Source organism: Vibrio alfacsensis, from assembly GCF_019670485.1.
Lineage (GTDB): Bacteria > Pseudomonadota > Gammaproteobacteria > Enterobacterales > Vibrionaceae > Vibrio > Vibrio alfacsensis.
Map to the genome: position 1 here is coordinate 1,681,952 of NZ_AP024165.1, position 19,144 is coordinate 1,701,095.

Consider the following 19,144-nt stretch of genomic DNA (forward strand, 5'->3'; position numbering starts at 1 on the left):
TAAAAACACTTATAGAAGTGTGATAGCAATTACCGTACCAGCTAAGGCCACAAGTGACCAAGCATTCGATAACCCGTCAAACCCTACAAAAAACTGTCGCTATTGTACTGACCAGTTAGCAAGCATCAATCGCATTTTTGATTCGTTTATCAGACACCGGATACGGTGTGCCTAATTGTTGAGCAAAGAAGCTAACCCGAAGCTCTTCAATCATCCAACGAATCTCTTTTACGTTCTCTGGTATCACCATGCCTTTCGGAATTTTATTCAGTAGCTCTTTGTAATCGCTGGTTACTGATTCCACTTTAAGCATGTGCAAGCGATCTTTATTTGGATCAATCGGTAGCTTCTCCATACGACGCTCAATCGCACGCATGTAACGTAGAATATCCGGTAGACGTTTCCAGCCACACTCTGTTGCAAAACCTTTAAAAATCAAACTCTCGATTTGCGCTTTGATGTCAGACAACGCAAATGCCATCGTGAAATCAATACGACCTTTCAATTTCTTATTAATATTGAACGCCGTTGTCAAGATGGTTTCAACTTGCTGTGCGATCTCAACAACGGTATCGCCCAGTTCCGCTCGGACGTGCTCTTTTAAAGCCTCAAACTTCTCTGGTTCCCATACCAAACCACCCTGCTCTTCGATCAACTTGTCAACACCACATGCGATACAGTCGTCAATCAGATCCAATACTTTTCCGTAAGGGTTAAAGTACAGCCCGAGCTTTGATTTGTTCGGTAAATTGGTGTGCAAATATTTAATCGGTGATGGCACATTCAACAAAATCAAACGGCGCTGGCCCGCTTGCATTGCCGTCACTTGCTCGAATTCAGTCTCGTACAGTTTGATCTCAACACTGTCTTTGGTATCGACAATCGCAGGGTACGCTTTAACATCGTAACCGCCACGTTTTTGTTGATACACCTTCGGCAGTTCACCAAAACTCCACGTTCGCAAACCTTGCTGCTCAATATCATCATCCGCGACTTTTGAAAGCGTCTCCTGAACTTTTTCTTTCAAGCTTTCTTTTAATTCGTGGAGATTCTTATGCTCTTTTAACTTGCGATTTCTATGGTCAACCGCGCGGAATGTCACTTTCAAGTGTTCTGGAATTTGATCCACATTCCAATCTTCGCGCAAAACTTCCACGCCAGTCATGCGGCGCAGTTCTTTCTCTAACGAATCAAGAAGTGGCGCTTCCATCGGCGTTACACGAGCCAAAAACGCATCGGCGTAGTTTGGTGCAGGGACAAAGTTCTTACGAATTGTTTTCGGTAAAGACTTGATCAAACTGACCACCAGCTCATGACGCAAGCCCGGTATTTGCCAGTCAAAGCCAGCTTGTTCAACTTGGTTTAAAATTGGCAGCGGTAGATGCACAGTCACACCATCGTTGTCATCTCCGGGTTCAAATTGATAGCTTAACTTGAGCTTCAGGTTATTCTGATGCCAGAAGTTCGGGTAATCCAAATCCGTCACATGACTCGCATCGCCTTTGAACAGCATCTCTTTTTCAAAGTTGAGCAGCTCTTTGTTGTCTTTAGAGGCAATTTTCCACCATGTATCGAAGTGCTTACCAGAAACTACTTCTGTACCAACGCGCTGATCGTAAAAATCAAACAACTCATCATCATCAACCAAGATGTCGCGGCGACGTGATTTGTGCTCAAGCTCTTCCACTTCTTGCAACAGTTTTCGGTTTTGCTTGAAGAATGCATGTTTAGTTTCCCACTCTCCCTCCACCAGCGCACTTCGAATGAAGATCTCACGGCTCACTGCGGCATCAATGCTGCCATAGTTCACCAAACGTTTCGGCACGATTGGTACGCCATACAGCATCACTTTTTCATGCGCCATGACCGCAGCACGTTTCTTAGACCAATGCGGTTCACTGTAGCTGCGTTTAATTAAGTGCTTCGCCAGTGGTTCAATCCATTCAGGTTGAATTTTTGCAATGATGCGACCCCAAAGTTTTGAGGTTTCAACCAACTCAGCCGACATGATCCACTTAGGCTGTTTCTTAAATAGCCCCGATGCTGGAAAGATATGGAAACGAGCATTACGCGCGCCTTGGTACTCATTCTTCTCTTGGTCTTTCATACCGATATGGGACAATAAACCAACTAAGATTGAGCTATGTACACCATGGTATGATGCAGGTTCCGTGTTTAATTTAAATTCCATTTCACGCATAGACTGGTGAATTTGGAAGTACACATCTTGCCACTCACGCACACGCAAGTAGTTCAGGTAGTCTTGCTTACATTGCTTACGGAACTGGTTACCTGTTAATGCTTTTTGCTGCTTCTGAATGTAATCCCACAAGTTAACAAGCGTCATGAAATCCGATTCTTCATGGAAGAAGCGGCGGTGTTTATCGTCTGACGATTGCTGTTTGTCTGAAGGACGCTCACGCGGATCTTGAATGGATAGCGCCGCTGCAATGATCATCACTTCTTTCAACGCACCTTGCTTTGGCGCCTCCAGTACCATACGCGCTAAACGTGGGTCGATTGGCAGACGAGCAAGCTGACGACCAATGCTCGTTAGTCGTTTCTTAGGATCGCTGATTTCTGCGTTAATGGCACCAAGCTCTTCCAACAAACGCACACCGTCTTGGATATTGCGTTTATCAGGCGCTTCCACAAATGGGAACGCTTGAATGTCACCCAAGCCAAGGGCCGTCATCTGCAAGATAACCGACGCTAGGTTGGTACGCAGAATTTCTGGATCGGTAAACTCTGGACGTGACTCAAAATCATCTTCTGAGTACAAACGAATACAGATACCCTCTTCCACACGACCACAACGACCTTTACGCTGGTTCGCGCTTGCCTGAGAGATAGGTTCAATTGGAAGACGCTGAACTTTGGTTCGGTAGCTGTATCGGCTAATACGTGCCGTACCCGGGTCAATAACGTACTTGATGCCAGGAACTGTTAACGACGTTTCCGCTACGTTGGTCGCCAATACGATTCGACGACCTGCGTGAGGTTGGAAAATCTTATTCTGCTCGCCCGCTGATAAACGCGCATAAAGCGGCACGATTTCTGTGCTTTTAAGATTACGTTTAGACAAGGCGTCTGCGGTATCACGGATTTCACGTTCACCGTTCATGAAGATCAGAATGTCACCTAAACCTTCATCACACAGTTCATCTACGGCTTCGAAAATGCCTTCAAGCTGATCACGATCGGTGTCGTCATCACCGCTTAGGGGGCGGTATCGGGTCTCAACTGGGTAAGTACGACCGGAGACTTCAATGATCGGTGCATTATTAAAATGCTTAGAGAATCGTTCAGGGTCGATGGTTGCCGACGTAATGATCACTTTCAAGTCAGGACGACGTGGCAACAACTCTTTCAAGTAACCTAGGATGAAATCGATATTCAAGCTACGTTCATGCGCTTCATCGATGATGATGGTGTCATATTGATTTAAAAAACGGTCATGTTGGATCTCAGCCAACAAGATACCGTCTGTCATCAATTTGATTTGCGTATTTTCAGAGATCTGATCGTTAAATCGAACTTTATAACCGACAAAGTCGCCTAACTTAGTTTCCATCTCTTCTGCGATACGGTTTGCAACCGAACGAGCGGCAAGTCGGCGCGGCTGAGTATGGCCAATCAGACCAAACTTGCCACGTCCAAGTTCTGCACAAATTTTTGGTAATTGCGTCGTTTTGCCTGAGCCTGTCTCACCAGCAACAATAACCACTTGGTGCGCTTCAATCGCTTTAGCAATATCGTCACGCTTTTGGCTAACTGGCAGGATTTCTGGATATTCAATCGTAGGTTGAAAACGGCTACGTTGCTCGACCACCATCATAGATTTAGCGATATCTAATGCGATTTCATCAAACACAGCATTACGCGCCGCGTCTTTCTTAATTTTGCTCGCACCTGAGATTCGCTTACTTAAACGGAAGCGATCACGCATCATACATTGACTTAATGCTTTGCGTAGTGACGCTGCGCTATTCACGTGAACTTGTGGAGCGGCGGTCTGAGTTGCTTGTGCCTTTGAAACACCAGTCTCTGGTGCCGCTGAGTTTTCAGCAGAGGTCTTTTTTGGGGGCTGTGACGAAGTCAAAGCGTTTCCTATTCTTTTCATTACATAAATCTGTGCAGATTGTATCACACAAGGGGGAAAACAGGATAACGGAAAGCCACTCTCAATCTTATTCAAATATTTCGAACAACTTGAGCAAATAAGCAGGATTTTGAGCCTCGATGTACCGCCTATAATACATCCCATAGCCGAAAGCACTTATTCAAGGAAATCCATTATGTCTCGCGTACTAGCTCTAAAATCAAGCATCCTAGGCGATTACTCTCAATCAAACAAACTGGTTGAAAACTATATCAAAAATGTAGACCATGCGAACCTTACTGTCCGTGATTTAGCTGCCGAACCACTACCAGTGTTGGATTTTGCAATTGCGACTGCATTACGCGCTACAGAAGATCTGTCTCAGCAACAGCAACAAGTTGTTAACCTTTCCAATACTTTGATTGAAGAGATCAAAACGGCAGACACTTTGATCATCGCCGCGCCAATGTACAACTTCACGATTCCAACTCAGCTTAAAAACTGGATTGATTTAATTGCTCGTGCAGGTGTGACTTTCAAATACACTGAAAATGGTGTGCAAGGACTCGTTGAGGGTAAGAAAGCGATCGTCGTTACGACTCGTGGTGGTATCCATAAAAACTCACCAACGGATACTATGACGCCATACCTACGCACTGTACTGGGTTTTATTGGCATTACTGACGTCGAATTTGTTTACGCTGAAGCCCTGAATATGGGTGAAGATGCGGCAACAAAAGGCATGACTGAAGCGCAAGACCAACTGCTTGCACTCGTGTAACCACGTCAGAAATTATGACTTATTGACTAACGGAGCGAGAGAATTTCTCTCGTTTCGTTGTTTGATTTTATCGCGAACCTATCTTCGTCCTGCCTCAAATCATCTCACATAAAACATCATCAACTTGGTTATATTGCTCCTTATCTTGTTCGTTAAACGGTTTCTCCCCCGCTCAAAGATCCATTGCAAATATCTGATATTGCTTCAAAAACAAGTTATATCCACAAGTCCAAAAACAACCAAATTGGAACCACGCTACCAAACTTAGAATCATTTATTTGCGGAATGAATTAAGCGATATATAAATGCAAAAAAAACATCGCGTGGAGAAACCGAAATGAAAAGCAGTATTAAACTGACCGCAATCGCTGCGTCTATCGCCAGCTCTTTGCTAATAAGCACATCCCTATATGCAGCGCCAGCGCATGACAAAAATGTGATTGGCTACCTGACGCAATGGGAGGCATGGAAAGGCCCACAACACGGCTTTAGCGTCGCAGGAGAAGCAACCCATCTGAATGTGAATATGGATATCTATTCCATTCTGAACTACTCGTTTTTTGGCGTTGCAAAAGATGGTTCTTTACACAGCGGTGATTTACGCAACAAGAAAATCTATCAGCCTGATGCGGTGCAAGAACCAGGTTCTCTATTATACACCGATGTTTATTCTAGCTGGGATCTGCACATCCTATGGGGTGAATTAGAATACCTTTGGTCTTATCCAGGTAATGAAGCGTGGGAAGCAGAAAATCTCGCAAAAGTAAAAGCGCAAGGTTTTGTTCCAAATGGTAATGGCTGGAAACACGAACCATCGGGTGTTACCGGTGAAATGCCGCTCCCACTGAAAAAAGCGGGTGGCGCACCTGGTCTTATCGATTTAGCCAACGAAAAAGGCGTGAAAGTCATGGCTTCAATCGGTGGTTGGAGTATGTCAAAGCACTTTCCAGAAGTGGCTGCTGATCCAGTTAAAAAAGCGCGTTTCCTTGCAGATGTGGACAAGTTAATGGCACTGGGTTTCCACGGTATCGATATCGACTGGGAGTATCCTGGGACAGGTGGTATGAACTTCGTTGGTACAGAGGCAGATTACGACAACTTCGAGCAATTAATGGAAGACATCCGTGAGCGTATCGGAAAAGATAAGCTGTTAACAGCAGCATTCAAAGCGGTGCCATCTGCACTAGAGGGATTTGACTGGGAACGTCTAGTAAATTCTATGGATTATTTTAACATGATGACTTATGACCTAAATGGCGGCTGGTCTAATGTTACCGGTCATAACTCTCCTCTCTACCCGTATCCTGAAGAAGAATTCGCAGGTTTAACGATTGATACACTTCGAGATTGGATGGTAAATCAGCGTGGTATCCCAGCAGACAAAATTAACTTCGGCGCAGCATTCTACGGCCGTGGCGTGCAAACCACGGAAACGACCGCATATTTAGGAGCACCAACTGATAAGCGAATGGTTAACTTTGAGGTCGATGGCCCTACGCTCTCGTCTGTGGATCTGACTAACTGGGCAAATTTTGAAGGCCAACCAAACTACAACTATCTTGTAAAACAACCAAGCTGGGAGCATCACTGGGATGATAACGCTCGTGCCCCTTATGCGGTAAATGGTAAGTACTTCTTGAGCTATGACGATCCTCAGTCAATTCGAGAGAAAGCTGAGTACATTGTTAACCACGATTTGGGCGGTATCATCGTGTGGCAAGTTCATGGTGACATTGAGTGTAAAGGCTCATTTACCAGTTTTGGTGCCAAACTAAAACAATGTTCTGAGCTAAGCTCACCATTAGCAGAACAAATCGATGCGGTATTCAGCCAAGATGTTGTACCGAACCACGCACCCGTTCTAACCGCACCAACTGCATTTGAGGCGGAATCCGGACAAACCATTACGTTCATGGTATCTGCATCGGATAAAGACGGTGATGCACTTTCATTCTCTGCTTCAAATGCACAGTTGATTGAAAGCAGTGACAATACCGCAACGGTAATATTCAAAGCCCCACAAACAGCGGTCGATACGACTGAGCATGTGACTGTATCGGTAACAGATGGAAAACGTTCTGATGTAAAAACCGTACAAATCAATATCAAAGGAACAGGTGAAGAAGTGAATACGCCTCCATCGCTCAACGCTCCTGCATCTGTTGATGTCATTGCCGGTGATATCGCAACCATCTCGGTATCTGCAACTGATGTTGATCAGGATACCTTAACGTTTACTGCGTCTGCTGGAACAATAGTTCAAAATGGAAACATGGCGACGGTGTCCGTTCCTACTCCAGAATCAGATAAAGACAGCACTTTAAACGTCATCGTAACGGTGTCAGATGCCCAATCACAAACGTCATCTTCCGTGACAATAAATATCAAAGGCACACAAGCACCCGATGGTGACACTTGGAACAAAGACCAAGTTTACCTAGGTGGAGATGAAGTCATTTACAATGGTGTCGAGTACACCGCTAAGTGGTGGACACAAGGTGATACACCAGGATCATCTGAAGTATGGCAAGAAAAAGATGACGGTTCTGTAAAAGAATGGAGTGCATCTAAAGTCTACAACGGTGGTGACCAAGCGACTTACCAAGGCCTAAATTACAAAGCCAAATGGTGGACAAAAGGCGACAAGCCAGGCGTTGCAGGCTCACCTTGGGAACAAATCTAGACCCGTTCTATAGAAGAAGCTTCTTAGAATCGTAATAGAAAAGCTCCGTTTCATCGGAGCTTTTCATGTTTAAATACGAGGGCGTTTTAGCGTTTTAAGCATTCATATCAAAAATCATACTGCAAATAGATGGTATTGTAGTTACTGCCACCTTTGATGCGACCAAATTGGGAAGCACTCTCAAAAATGGCACTACGATGATGTAAGGAATAACCTACCCACATATTCTCCCAATCTTTCTGATTGAACAGATCGCCTACATTAACATCAAACGAAAAGTCGAGATAGTTAAGAAGATTACTTGCTGTATATCCCTTTTCTTCCATCTCCGTTCCTTCAATGTAAGTGATGTTATCAATGTAAGACATCCCTTCTGCAACACCAAAGCGCCACTGGGTTGGCCAATTGAACGTGTAATACGCTTTGATCGCCACGACATATTCAGTACTCGATGATTGCACATCCGAAGACCAATGGTGAACAAGACCCGGCGTTAGATAAATATCAAGCGGGAAACCAAATATTTCATCGGTTAACGGATGGCCATAGAATAACGACGTAAGTTGGTTATTGTACTCATCTTTTTCCGCGTTCAGTTTGAAGATATCACCGATATTAGATGGTGTTGCCCAGCCATGTGCAACACGTAAATAAGGACGATTGCTCAGCTCTGATTTAGACGCTTTAGACTTATCATTGAAGAAACCAAACCCGATAAACACTTCACTCTCATAACGATCTTCGACCACTTGGCTATCGTAAGCTGCACTATCAAGACGAGTAACGCTTGCTTGCCCCAATAGATATAAGTTCGATACGACGTGGTAACGCGCTTTCACACCTAAGTTTGCATCAATGCCTGCGCCAATACTCTCGCCCGTAACGTCCTTAAACGAGTAATAGGCGCTGTTAAAGTCCGCGTCTTTATAACGAACAGTGAAAGCGGGTTCTAACTCCCAATCACCAAACTCATAGTTGGCCGCAAGACGATAGTTAGTATGAAATTGAAACTCATCATCCGTCATTACTTCAAATTCAGCACGCCAATTATCATCAATGTTGTAACGAATTTGACCGCCGAAATCTGCTCGGTCTCCCTCGAAAGCGTTTTGCACCGATTTGGGAATATCAAGAAACCTAAGCCGCGTAATAGCACTAATTCGCCAATTGGAATCCTCACTATTATGAATAAAAACGCCCCCCTCTATCCCGTCGATGTAAACATAATCATTTTCAAAAAACATCATCGGGACAAAAGTACTCACGGTTGAATCATCATCCGCGGTGTAAAACGGAATTGAAGCAGTCCGATACATCGCCGCAATTCCCCATTGTTGTTCAGAGACTGAAAACTCAGCAGCGACTGGCAAACTACATAGTATTCCCGCCGCAGCATAACTTGCCTTAGTGAAGTGTTTCATAACATTCCTGTTTCACGGTATAACTCAGTAACTTAGGTTTTAAATTTAAGGGGTTCAATATAAATGGAAATTTAACCCGTTACCTTACTACTTTAACGCTCAACGCGTGAAAAAAACACGTAAGAGTTTGATTATTTTCATTCAAGTTGTTTATCCAATGTTCAACGTTGTATTTTTTTCTTTATCAACACTATTGAGATTTAGATTTTTAGTGGATTCGCCGATACAATAGGAAATCACTACTAGAAACCACTATTTATCGTGAAAGCATCTGAACTCATCTCCATTTTCAACACTCTGCCACAAGGGGCCGATCCCGATATCGTTATGGGTGATGAATGGCTACCCGAACGCTTAGTTGAAACTGAACTCGACGGGGAAATGCTCTTTTTACGCTTTGATAATGCACCTGACGAGGGCCAAGGCGATGAAGAAGGTCGTGGTTTTGTAGAGCATGAAATTGAGCTCATTCGTACCCGCTTAAAACAAATCCTTGATGAAGATGCCGATAACACTTCAAAAACGGATGCTATGTTAGGCTTATTTCTTATGGGTCATGAACTTAGCAGCTCACAAGTTATCGAACTCCTTGAAGAAGACTCAAACGCATAAGGAACCACTTTGCCAACACCGCTATCGGCCAATGAGCCAAACCAACTACCTCTGATCATCGCAGGCCCAATTTTAAGAAAAGTGACCCCGGCAGAGGTCAACATTTGGTTAGTCACAACAAAACGTTTAGATGGCGCTGTTGATATATTTGATGCACATTCCGATAGCGCACTTTACTCAGAAGCAATTTCACCACACCAGCAGCTTCAAGTAGGTAAAAATGCTTGGGTATGTATGCTGACACTTCAAGGTAACTACCCCTCAGGGCAAGCACTTCGCTACCAAATACATACCCAAGACGGTCCATTGACAACACTGATGCCGCACCTTGCTTATGAAAACGATACAAACGCCCAAAATGGTATTGAGTTTGTAATCAGTGAAAAGGCGGATTACCTGCTTCATGGGTCGTGCCGTAATCCGCATCATTTTAGTAAAGACAGCCTCGTTACAGCGGATGCAAAAGTAGCCAAACAAGAAGTGACGGATCGCCCTGACATGCTCCTAATGAGTGGTGACCAGATCTATGCCGATCACGTTGCTGGGCCAATGCTTGATGCGATAGAACAACTTATTCAGTTACTCGGTCTTCCAGATGAGACCTTTGATCAAGCGCCTATCAAAAATACTCAAGAGCTCTATCGACATCCTGATTGCTACTACGGTCGCGATCATATTTTGCCGCACTTTGTTGATGATGGAAGCTTGATAGCCAAGTTCTTCCCCCACAAAGGTGTGCCCATTTTCAGCTCAAGAGAGAGTGAAAACCACTTAATTAGTTTTGCTGAATTTTTCGCAATGTATCTGCTGGTTTGGTCTCCAATACCTTGGACATTGATAAACCGCGATAGAATTCTCGACCTCGGCTTCTCTATTGGCGGTAAACAGTTAAGCCCGAAATGGCAACAGCACTGGCGTGATGAAAAAATGCATATCGATGCATTTATATCTGGTCTAAACAACGTTCAGCGACTACTGGCTCATATTCCAACTTATATGATCTTCGATGATCACGATATCACCGATGACTGGAATTTAACGGTCGGCTGGGAAAAAGCCGCAACAGAAAATGCGTTTTCACATCGTATCATCGGCAACGGATTGATCGCCTACTGGCTATGCCAAGGTTGGGGTAACGCGCCGGAGAAGTTTAATACTACGTTCATGGAGTATGCGCATCGTTACTTCGATGAACTCACCGACGAAGCACAAAACCAATTTATTCAGTACCTATATCGCTTTGAAGAATGGCACTACACCGTACATACATCACCTAAAGTCGTCGTTCTCGATACTCGTACCCGTCGCTGGCGCTCAGAGTCACGCATGAATAAGCCATCAGGTTTGATGGATTGGGAGGCTTTAATTGAGTTTCAGCAAGAGTTGATGAATCAAGACAAAGTCATTATCGTTTCGGCCGCGCCGATGTTTGGAGTCAAGTTTATTGAGATGCTACAACGTGTCATGACCAGTTGCGGCCAACCTTTAGTCATTGATGCAGAAAACTGGATGGCGCACCCCGGCAGTGCAAATACTCTCATTAGCATATTTACGCATACGAAAACCCCGACCAACTTTGTGATTTTGTCTGGTGATGTTCACTACTCTTTTGCTTACGACATTAAGTTGCGTTACCGAAAAAACAGCCCAAATATCTACCAAATCACTTGCAGTGGATTTAAAAATCAGTTTCCGACCGCCCTACTCAATTTTTGCGATGCAATGGACCGCCTACTCTATAGCCCGCGTTCGCCATTAAACTGGTTCACGAAACGTAAGCGCCTTAAGATATTCAAACGAGCCCCAAGTAACCATGACTTCTACCGCTTAGTAAACCAAAGTGCGATTGGTGAATTACGGCTAGAAGAAAATGGCAAACCAAGCCAAATTAGTATTCTCACTAGTGATGGAAACGAGGTTCACTTTCCACCCACTAAACTTGAAGAATAAGGCATAGGCATAACGATACCAGCTTTCGCAACCCATTGAGCAAAGGAAGTTTGCCATCAAGAGTGAACAATCAAGAAGCCAAATTCGTATGCTTTTTTGAATAAGGGGTATGGAAAACTTGAGATATTCATAATCCGGCCCCATCTTTGATACATCACTTTTTAACATGGGGATCGTTATGTTTAATTCTCTCACTGCACTGTTTAAGCAGCTTATCGAGGGCTCTGATCTTAGTCATTCCAGTACTTTTTCCCCCAACTTGGCCATTGCCTGTCTGCTTTGTGAAGTCGCAGGGGCAGACCATGAGATCGATGAAAGAGAACAAGCAACCAAACGTTCGTTAATAATGCACCTATTGTCTCTTAATGAAGAAGAGACTGAAGTACTGCTTCAACAAGCGCAGGAAAAATCTAATGAGTCTGCGTCGATTTATGACTTTACTTCTCAGCTCAGGGATCTTCCTCAAGAAACTCGCTACGATTTGATTAAGAGTATGTGGGATGTCGCGTATGCCGATGGAGAGCTCGATCCGCTAGAAGATGCTGTTATCCGTAAAACGGCAGAATTACTGTATGTTGATCACCGTGATTTTATCCGAGCAAAACTGCAATCTCAGCAATAATGACTATTAGTAGTCATTCTATTCTTTGTAGAGTCATTCATAGAAAATAACGGGGTTTGCTAATGAACTTGCTTTTCTAATTGACTCGCTTTCCACGATTCGCTTTCAATAAAAAACCCTGCCGTTCTGGCAGGGTTTTTGTCTTTAATCAAGTTTAGCGATACGCTATTTAGTCACGTAGAGCCGCACCAAACTTCTCAGATACGTGAGCAACGATAGCGTCAACCGCACCAGCGATATCTGCGTCTTCAAGCGTACGCTCAAGTGACTGTAGAGTCAGAGCGATTGCTAGGCTCTTCTTACCTTCTTCAACGCCTTTACCTACGTAAACGTCAAACAGTTTCGCATCTTTAAGGTACTCGCCACCTTGTTCTAAACAAGCGTTAACGATGTCACCAGATGCAACCGCTTCGTCCACGACTACCGCGATATCACGACGGTTTGAAGGGAACTTAGAAAGTGCTACCGCTTCAGGGATCACTTTGTTGTTAATTGCAGACCATTCGATTTCGAATACGATAGTACGACCGTTTAGACCGAACTTACGCTCAAGCTCAGGGTGAACCGTACCAATCACACCAACTTGCTTACCATCAACGATGATTGCCGCTGATTGACCTGGGTGAAGAGCTGGATTCGCCGCTTTGTCTTCAGCAGATAGAGCTGCAAAAGAGTACGCTTTTTCGTTCGCAGATAGCTCTAGAATCGCTTCTAGATCGCCCTTAAGGTCGAAGAAATCAACAGTATTCGTTTCAATATCCCAGTGCTCTTCACCACGAGTACCAGCAATAACGCCCGCTAGCATTGGCTCTTGGCGCATGCCGTTTTCTGCAGATTCACATGGGATGAAACGTAAGCCGTATTCGAATAGGCGAACACGTGGCTGTTGGCGCTTCTGGTTGTGAACAACTGTGTTCAGCAGACCTTGGATAAGACCAAGACGCATCGCTGACATATCCGCAGAAATTGGGAATGGCAGAATTAGCGGCTCAACACCTGGAACAACTAGCTTTTGTTGCTCTGGCTCAACGAAGCTGTATGTAATTGCTTCGTGGTAACCGCGGTCAACAAGAAGATCACGAACGCGTTTCAGTGGAAGATCCGCTTCAACGTGGTTGTGCATCTTAAGTGCTGCTACTGGGTGCTGGTTAGGGATGTTGTCGTAACCGTAGATACGCCCAACTTCTTCAATCAGGTCTTGCTCGATTGCGATATCGAAACGCCATGTTGGCGCTACTGCCATCCAACCTTCTTCTGAAGCTTCAACAGTCAGACCTAGGCGCTCTAGGATTTCTACTACGTCAGCATCAGCGATGTGGTGACCTAGTAGGTTGTCTAGCTTAGTACGACGTAGAGCAACTTTATTTGGCTTAGGTAGGTCTGCTTCAGACTCTACTGCAACAACAGGAGCTACTTCACCGCCACAGATCTCAACAAGAAGCTGAGTTGCACGCTCCATTGCGCTTACTTGTAGTGCGTAATCCACACCACGCTCGAAACGCATTGAAGAATCAGTGTGAAGACCGTAGCTACGTGCGCGACCACGGATATGGTCAGGTGCAAAGAATGCACACTCTAGTAGAACGTCTTTAGTCTCAGTTGTTACACCAGACTCTTCACCACCAAAGATACCTGCGATTGCAAGTGCTTTCTTGTGGTCAGCAACAACTAGTGTATCTGCGTTTAGTTCTGCTTCGCTGCCGTCAAGAAGTGTTAGCTTCTCACCTTGCTCAGCCATACGAACTACGATGCCACCTTCGATCTTCGCTAGATCGAATGCGTGCATTGGTTGACCTTGCTCTAAAAGAACGTAGTTAGTGATGTCTACTACAGGGTCGATAGAGCGAATACCACAACGACGCAATTTCTCTTGCATCCATAGTGGCGTTTCAGCTTGAACGTTTACGTTCTTAACCACACGACCTAGGTAACGTGGACACGCAGCTGGCGCTTTCACTTCGATAGACACTTTGTCTTCGATTGAAGCGGCTACTGCTTCTACTGATGGCTCAGTCACGTCAGCGCGGTTTAGTACGCCAACTTCACGAGCTAGACCACGAATGCTGAAACAGTCAGCGCGGTTTGCTGTTAGGTCTACGTCTACCGTTACGTCATCTAGACCTAGGAATTCACGGAAATCGGTACCGATTACTGCGTCTTCTGCTAGTTCCATGATGCCGTCTGACTCAACGTCGATACCGAGTTCAGTGAATGAACAAAGCATGCCGTGAGATGGCTGGCCACGTAGTTTCGCTTTTTTGATTTTGAAATCGCCTGGAAGAACAGCACCAACGGTTGCTACTGCTACTTTCAGACCTTGGCGACAGTTGTGTGCGCCACAAACGATGTCTAGAAGCTCTTCTTCACCCACGTCAACTTTAGTTACGCGCAGTTTGTCTGCATCTGGGTGTTGACCACATTCCACAACGTGACCAACTTTAACGCCGTTGAACGAACCTGCTACAGGTAGCACGTCATCAACTTCTAGACCCGCCATTGTAATTTGGTGAGTTAGTTCGTCAGTGGTAATCGAAGGACTAACCCACTCACGAAGCCATGATTCGCTGAATTTCATAGTGATTTATCCCCTGGATTACTTGAACTGTTTTAGGAAACGAAGATCGTTCTCGAAGAACGCACGTAGGTCGTTTACGCCGTAACGAAGCATTGTTAGACGCTCAACACCCATACCGAATGCGAAACCAGAGTATTTTTCAGGGTCGATGCCTACGCTACGTAGTACGTTCGGGTGAACCATACCGCAGCCTAGTACTTCTAGCCATTTGCCGTTTTTGCCCATAACATCGACTTCAGCTGATGGTTCAGTGAATGGGAAGTAAGATGGACGGAAACGAACTTCAACTTCTTCTTCGAAGAAATTACATAGGAAATCGTGCAGAATGCCTTTTAGCTGAGCAAAGTTTACATTTTCATCAACTAGCATACCTTCCACTTGGTGGAACATTGGCGTGTGCGTTTGGTCGTAATCGTTACGATATACACGGCCCGGTGCAATGAAACGGAATGGTGGTTTACCATTTTCCATTGTACGGATCTGTACACCAGACGTATGAGTACGAAGCATCAAATCAGGGTTGAAGAAGAAAGTATCATGGTCAGTACGCGCTGGGTGATCCGCAGCGATATTCAGAGCATCAAAGTTGTGGAATGCATCTTCGATCTCTGGACCAGACTCTGTATTAAAGCCAAGTTCACCAAAGAACTTCTCAATACGCTCAACAGTACGAGTAACTGGGTGTAGGCCACCGTTCTCGATACGACGACCTGGTAGTGTCACGTCAATCGTTTCTGCTGCTAGCTTTGCTTCTAGCTCTGCACGTTGTAGTGCATCTTTACGAGCTGCGATAGCTTGCTGAACAACACCTTTCGCTTTGTTGATCTCTTGCCCCGCTTCACGGCGCTCTTCTGGTGGTAGTTTACCTAGGCTTTGAAGTTGAGTAGTTAGCTCACCTTTCTTACCTAGATACTGAACACGCACTTCATCAAGTACGACTAGCGATTCTGCTGCTTCAATTGCTGCACTCGCGTTAGCAATGATCTCTTCTAGATGTTGCATCGTTTCCTCATCTACCTACTGGTAGTATCCATAAGGGAGTGATTGGTTTTTTGATAGCTGTACATAGTAGCCAAACCCGTCAACAAAGCCAAATTGAATTACAAAAAGAAGAGGTTATTGAATAAAAAGAACACAAAAACGTGAAAAAAGCAGCTTAAGCAACAAACCCGCAGGTTTCTCGTAAACGGCGTTGTTCATAAAGAGACCAATTCATTTATGAAAATACCGTTATCTTGATGACTGAAAAATATCGCTGGCAGCGAAAAGCGACCAGCATGTTAATCAGCACCGATATAGCTGCCCAAGAACCAAGAACCAAAAACCAAGAACCATAATACCCAGAAACTACACGCGATCATGAGCTAAATTGAGAGACTTGGCTTCTCTCCCGCAGAAGCAATGGCATAGCGTATATCATCAATAAAGTTATCATCCGTTTGAACAATCCCATTTGAAAATGTCACGGGCTGATGTGGGCCTGCTATCAATAGAACATTCGTAAAATCAGACACATTAAAGTTTTCTGCGACTACATTTTTTGAATGAAAATCCAATACGGTTTTTGCCACCAAGTCTTCTAATACAAGCAGCTGTTCTTCCGTAATTTTCATTCTGGATAGTGCGACTCGAACACACTTATCATAGGTCGTTGTCTGATCTTTAATGATCTCTGTATATTTATCGTTGAGTTTTGAGTTTTCCGCATAGCGATAATAAAGCGGGCCGTGTAATGTAATATTATTATTTTCATCAACATAGACTAAATCGAGTAGTTCAAGGGCGCCAAGATAACTCGCCATACTCTGCTTCGAAAGGCCGTACTTTTTCATCAAGATGGTATAACCATCCTTACCACGCAGCATACGTAACTCACGATAAAAATCATAAAGATGGGGAAACTGAAAAAACACTTCATCTTGTGTATGGCTGAAATAGTCCTGATCTTCCGCTTGAAGTTGATTTGCCAACTTCTGTAATTCATCCAACGTACAATCGATGGCACGGCAATACTCAAGCAGCTTATCAAGCGCGAGATTGGTGCTTGTTAAATGTCGCTTAAAGGTGGACAACGGCATGCCCATTTTTTCTGATAGTTCTCGGTATGTTAATCCTTTCGTCTTGATTGCTTGCCGTAAAGCCGCTAACAAATATTCCGGTGTTAGCTCTCTCATTAAACCCCCTCCAGTTGTTACATCTTTATTATATTTGTAACAACTTAGAACAACATAGCAAGCAATAAGTTCAGATTTTTATATATAAACTATGAATTTATATATCACTTACCGATTTGAACGTTGTTTTTTCTTGTGAGTATAAACGGATGCTCTACTCATCGAACACTCCCCTTGAAAAATAACCCAAAAGAAAACAACAAAAACTCAGAACAATAGCCCGCTACAAACCAAATAGAGAAATATAAAACCAAGCAATATAGTAACGACAAAAATAATACGTACACCAAATACTACAAACGTATGCGTATTAATGCACAAGATGATTCCGTCGTATCTCTAACGACAGAAAAAGCACTTCCTGAATACGGATCAACCAAGTTTCACTGCCGTGCCAAAGGCCAATATCTCAGATGAGCCGTCAACGATCGAACTCGTAGTAAAACGAATACCGACAATTGCATCCGCCCCTTTACTCGACGCTTCTTCTACCATACGTTGAATGGCGATATTACGCGCTTCAGTCATCATCTCGGTATAACCACGAATTTCACCACCAACAATGCTTTTGAGACCAGCCATGAAATCACGTCCAATATGCTTAGATTGAACGACATTCCCAGTGACCACACCTTTGATTTCAACGATGTCACGGCCAGGAATAGTATCGGTCGTTGTATAGATCATATATAACCTCTGAAAGATAACTTAATGATTCACTTACGTTACCATGTGTATTCGCGATGTAAACCGACAGGATGTTACTAATTGCAGAGTTGCATCAGAAGAGAAAAATAGATTAGGAAAGAATTTGGATGGGATGAGGAGTGATTGAAGCCTATCTCCATATAGCTTTGACTGTGATAAATCGTACAGAACAAGAACCAATAAAATGTTCACTACAAATGAAATGACTAGCACAAATAAAAAAGGAGAGCTAATGCTCCCCTTTTCTTAAACCTAAACTGCTAATTAAAGAGCAGCTTTCGCTTTTTCAACTAGTACAGCAAATGCTGCTTTGTCGAATACTGCGATGTCGGCTAGGATCTTACGATCGATCTCGATAGATGCTTTCTTAAGACCGTTGATGAAACGGCTGTAAGATAGACCATTTTGACGAGATGCTGCGTTGATACGTGCAATCCAAAGTTGACGGAATTGACGTTTCTTAGCGCGACGGTCACGGTAAGCGTATTGACCAGCTTTAGTAACTGCTTGGAAAGCTACGCGGTAAACACGTGAACGTGCACCGTAGTAACCTTTAGCTTGTTTTAGAACTTTCTTATGACGTGCACGAGCTTGTACACCACGTTTTACGCGAGGCATTATGCTTCTCCTAAACTAAACGATTGATAACTAAAAAGAATTAAGCGTATGGCAACATACGAAGAACTGCAGCCACTTCACACTTAGGAAGGATTGCATTTGGACGTAGTTGACGCTTGTTCTTAGTAGTACGCTTAGTCAGGATGTGACGTTTTGTAGCGTGCTTGTACTTAATACCACCAGCAGTTTTCTTGAAACGCTTAGCAGCACCTTTGTTGGTTTTCATCTTAGGCATGATGAATAACTCCGCATTGTAGTAGTTTAATAAACAATGTAATTAGGGCGAACAAAACCCAACCGCTTACCCTCGAAAGGGAAACGGCTAGGTCTTAATTACTTTATGAGCCGTTAATTACTTCTTTTTAGGGGCAAGTACCATGATCATCTGACGACCTTCAATACGACTTGGGAAAGATTCTACTACAGCAAACTCTACAGTATCTTCTTTCAAGCGATGAAGAACATCAACACCGATGTCTTGGTGTGCCATTTCTCGGCCACGGAAGCGAATAGTTACTTTCACTTTGTTGCCTTCTTCAAGGAAACGCGTCAGGTTGCGTAGTTTTACCTGATAGTCTCCAATATCAGTTCCAGGACGGAATTTAATTTCCTTAATCTGAACCTGTTTTTGCTTCTTCTTCTGCTCTTTCGCAGCTTTGCTCTTCTCGAAGAGGAACTTACCGTAGTCCATCACACGACAGACAGGTGGCTCGGCGTTAGGGCTGATCTCAACAAGATCCATACCAGCTTCGTCGGCTGCTGCTAGTGCTTCTTGGATTGAAACAATACCAACTGATTCACCGTCAGCGCCTGTTAGTCGAACTTCACGAACGCCACGAATTTCACCGTTCAAACGGTGCGGGTTTTGTTTTACCGGCTGTTGGCCGCGTCTTCCGCC

General features: G+C 44.1%; 14 protein-coding genes. 5 read left to right on the forward strand and 9 right to left on the reverse strand.

Annotated elements, in window-relative coordinates; translation table 11 throughout:
• Nucleotides 1–115 precede the first annotated feature (115 nt).
• Nucleotides 116–4,102 (reverse strand): ATP-dependent RNA helicase HrpA, encoded by a 3,987-nt coding sequence (gene hrpA, locus VA249_RS07970; RefSeq protein WP_420864274.1) that lies wholly within the window; start codon nt 4,100–4,102, stop codon nt 116–118.
• A gap of 196 nt (nt 4,103–4,298) precedes the next feature.
• Between hrpA and VA249_RS07975 the strand changes: the two genes are divergently transcribed.
• Nucleotides 4,299–4,883: an FMN-dependent NADH-azoreductase gene (locus VA249_RS07975; RefSeq protein WP_221067605.1), complete on the forward strand. Its 585-nt coding sequence runs from the start codon at nt 4,299–4,301 to the stop codon at nt 4,881–4,883.
• Nucleotides 4,884–5,220: 337 nt separating this feature from the next.
• Entirely contained in the window at nt 5,221–7,566 is a 2,346-nt protein-coding gene (locus tag VA249_RS07980) for a glycosyl hydrolase family 18 protein (protein ID WP_221067606.1), read from the forward strand.
• A 107-nt stretch (nt 7,567–7,673) separates the two neighbouring features.
• On the opposite strand, the gene VA249_RS07985 is transcribed toward VA249_RS07980, so the two are convergent.
• Nucleotides 7,674–8,987, reverse strand: a complete 1,314-nt coding sequence (locus VA249_RS07985; RefSeq protein ID WP_221067607.1) for a MipA/OmpV family protein — start codon at nt 8,985–8,987, stop codon at nt 7,674–7,676.
• A gap of 261 nt (nt 8,988–9,248) precedes the next feature.
• On the opposite strand from VA249_RS07985, the gene VA249_RS07990 reads away from it, so the two are divergent.
• The 3 genes from VA249_RS07990 (at nt 9,249) to VA249_RS08000 (ending at nt 12,171) form a co-directional block, all read left to right on the forward strand.
• Nucleotides 9,249–9,599: a VC1380 family protein gene (locus VA249_RS07990; protein ID WP_221067608.1), complete on the forward strand. Its 351-nt coding sequence runs from the start codon at nt 9,249–9,251 to the stop codon at nt 9,597–9,599.
• Nucleotides 9,600–9,608: 9 nt separating this feature from the next.
• Nucleotides 9,609–11,549, forward strand: a complete 1,941-nt coding sequence (locus VA249_RS07995; RefSeq protein WP_221067609.1) for an alkaline phosphatase D family protein — start codon at nt 9,609–9,611, stop codon at nt 11,547–11,549.
• Between the two features lie 178 nt (nt 11,550–11,727).
• The gene (locus VA249_RS08000) at nt 11,728–12,171 is read left to right on the forward strand and encodes a tellurite resistance TerB family protein (RefSeq protein ID WP_128810782.1); all 444 of its coding nucleotides are present in this window, start codon (nt 11,728–11,730) and stop codon (nt 12,169–12,171) included.
• 169 nt (nt 12,172–12,340) lie between these two features.
• Here the strand turns inward: VA249_RS08000 and pheT are convergent, their stop codons facing one another.
• The 7 genes from pheT to infC form a co-directional block, all read right to left on the reverse strand.
• The gene (gene pheT / locus VA249_RS08005) at nt 12,341–14,746 is read right to left on the reverse strand and encodes a phenylalanine--tRNA ligase subunit beta (RefSeq protein ID WP_221067610.1); all 2,406 of its coding nucleotides are present in this window, start codon (nt 14,744–14,746) and stop codon (nt 12,341–12,343) included.
• Nucleotides 14,747–14,764: 18 nt separating this feature from the next.
• On the reverse strand, nt 14,765–15,748 hold the full coding sequence (pheS, locus tag VA249_RS08010) for a phenylalanine--tRNA ligase subunit alpha (protein WP_128810780.1): 984 nt from the start codon (nt 15,746–15,748) through the stop codon (nt 14,765–14,767).
• 362 nt (nt 15,749–16,110) lie between these two features.
• Complete coding sequence (locus VA249_RS08015) at nt 16,111–16,920, reverse strand: helix-turn-helix domain-containing protein (protein WP_221067611.1); 810 nt, start codon at nt 16,918–16,920, stop codon at nt 16,111–16,113.
• Nucleotides 16,921–17,292: 372 nt separating this feature from the next.
• Nucleotides 17,293–17,607 carry a heavy metal-binding domain-containing protein gene (locus tag VA249_RS08020; protein ID WP_221067612.1) on the reverse strand — a complete coding sequence of 105 codons (315 nt, stop codon included), beginning with the start codon at nt 17,605–17,607 and terminating at the stop codon, nt 17,293–17,295.
• 285 nt (nt 17,608–17,892) lie between these two features.
• Nucleotides 17,893–18,246, reverse strand: coding sequence for a 50S ribosomal protein L20 (rplT, locus tag VA249_RS08025; protein WP_004727974.1), 354 nt, complete (start codon nt 18,244–18,246; stop codon nt 17,893–17,895).
• A 40-nt stretch (nt 18,247–18,286) separates the two neighbouring features.
• Nucleotides 18,287–18,481, reverse strand: coding sequence for a 50S ribosomal protein L35 (gene rpmI, locus VA249_RS08030; protein ID WP_128810778.1), 195 nt, complete (start codon nt 18,479–18,481; stop codon nt 18,287–18,289).
• Between the two features lie 117 nt (nt 18,482–18,598).
• Nucleotides 18,599–19,099 carry a translation initiation factor IF-3 gene (infC, locus tag VA249_RS08035; RefSeq protein WP_256997334.1) on the reverse strand — a complete coding sequence of 167 codons (501 nt, stop codon included), beginning with the start codon at nt 19,097–19,099 and terminating at the stop codon, nt 18,599–18,601.
• Nucleotides 19,100–19,144: the final 45 nt, after the last annotated feature.

Coding starts and splice junctions, on each gene's coding strand:
- rpmI (WP_128810778.1), bottom strand. CDS start 18,481: ATGCCTAAGATGAAAACCAACAAAGGTGCTGCTAAGCGTTTCAAGAAA.
- rplT (WP_004727974.1), bottom strand. CDS start 18,246: ATGCCTCGCGTAAAACGTGGTGTACAAGCTCGTGCACGTCATAAGAAA.
- pheS (WP_128810780.1), bottom strand. CDS start 15,748: ATGCAACATCTAGAAGAGATCATTGCTAACGCGAGTGCAGCAATTGAA.
- VA249_RS08000 (WP_128810782.1), top strand. CDS start 11,728: ATGTTTAATTCTCTCACTGCACTGTTTAAGCAGCTTATCGAGGGCTCT.
- VA249_RS07980 (WP_221067606.1), top strand. CDS start 5,221: ATGAAAAGCAGTATTAAACTGACCGCAATCGCTGCGTCTATCGCCAGC.
- VA249_RS08015 (WP_221067611.1), bottom strand. CDS start 16,920: ATGAGAGAGCTAACACCGGAATATTTGTTAGCGGCTTTACGGCAAGCA.
- VA249_RS08020 (WP_221067612.1), bottom strand. CDS start 17,607: ATGATCTATACAACGACCGATACTATTCCTGGCCGTGACATCGTTGAA.
- VA249_RS07975 (WP_221067605.1), top strand. CDS start 4,299: ATGTCTCGCGTACTAGCTCTAAAATCAAGCATCCTAGGCGATTACTCT.
- pheT (WP_221067610.1), bottom strand. CDS start 14,746: ATGAAATTCAGCGAATCATGGCTTCGTGAGTGGGTTAGTCCTTCGATT.
- VA249_RS07985 (WP_221067607.1), bottom strand. CDS start 8,987: ATGAAACACTTCACTAAGGCAAGTTATGCTGCGGCGGGAATACTATGT.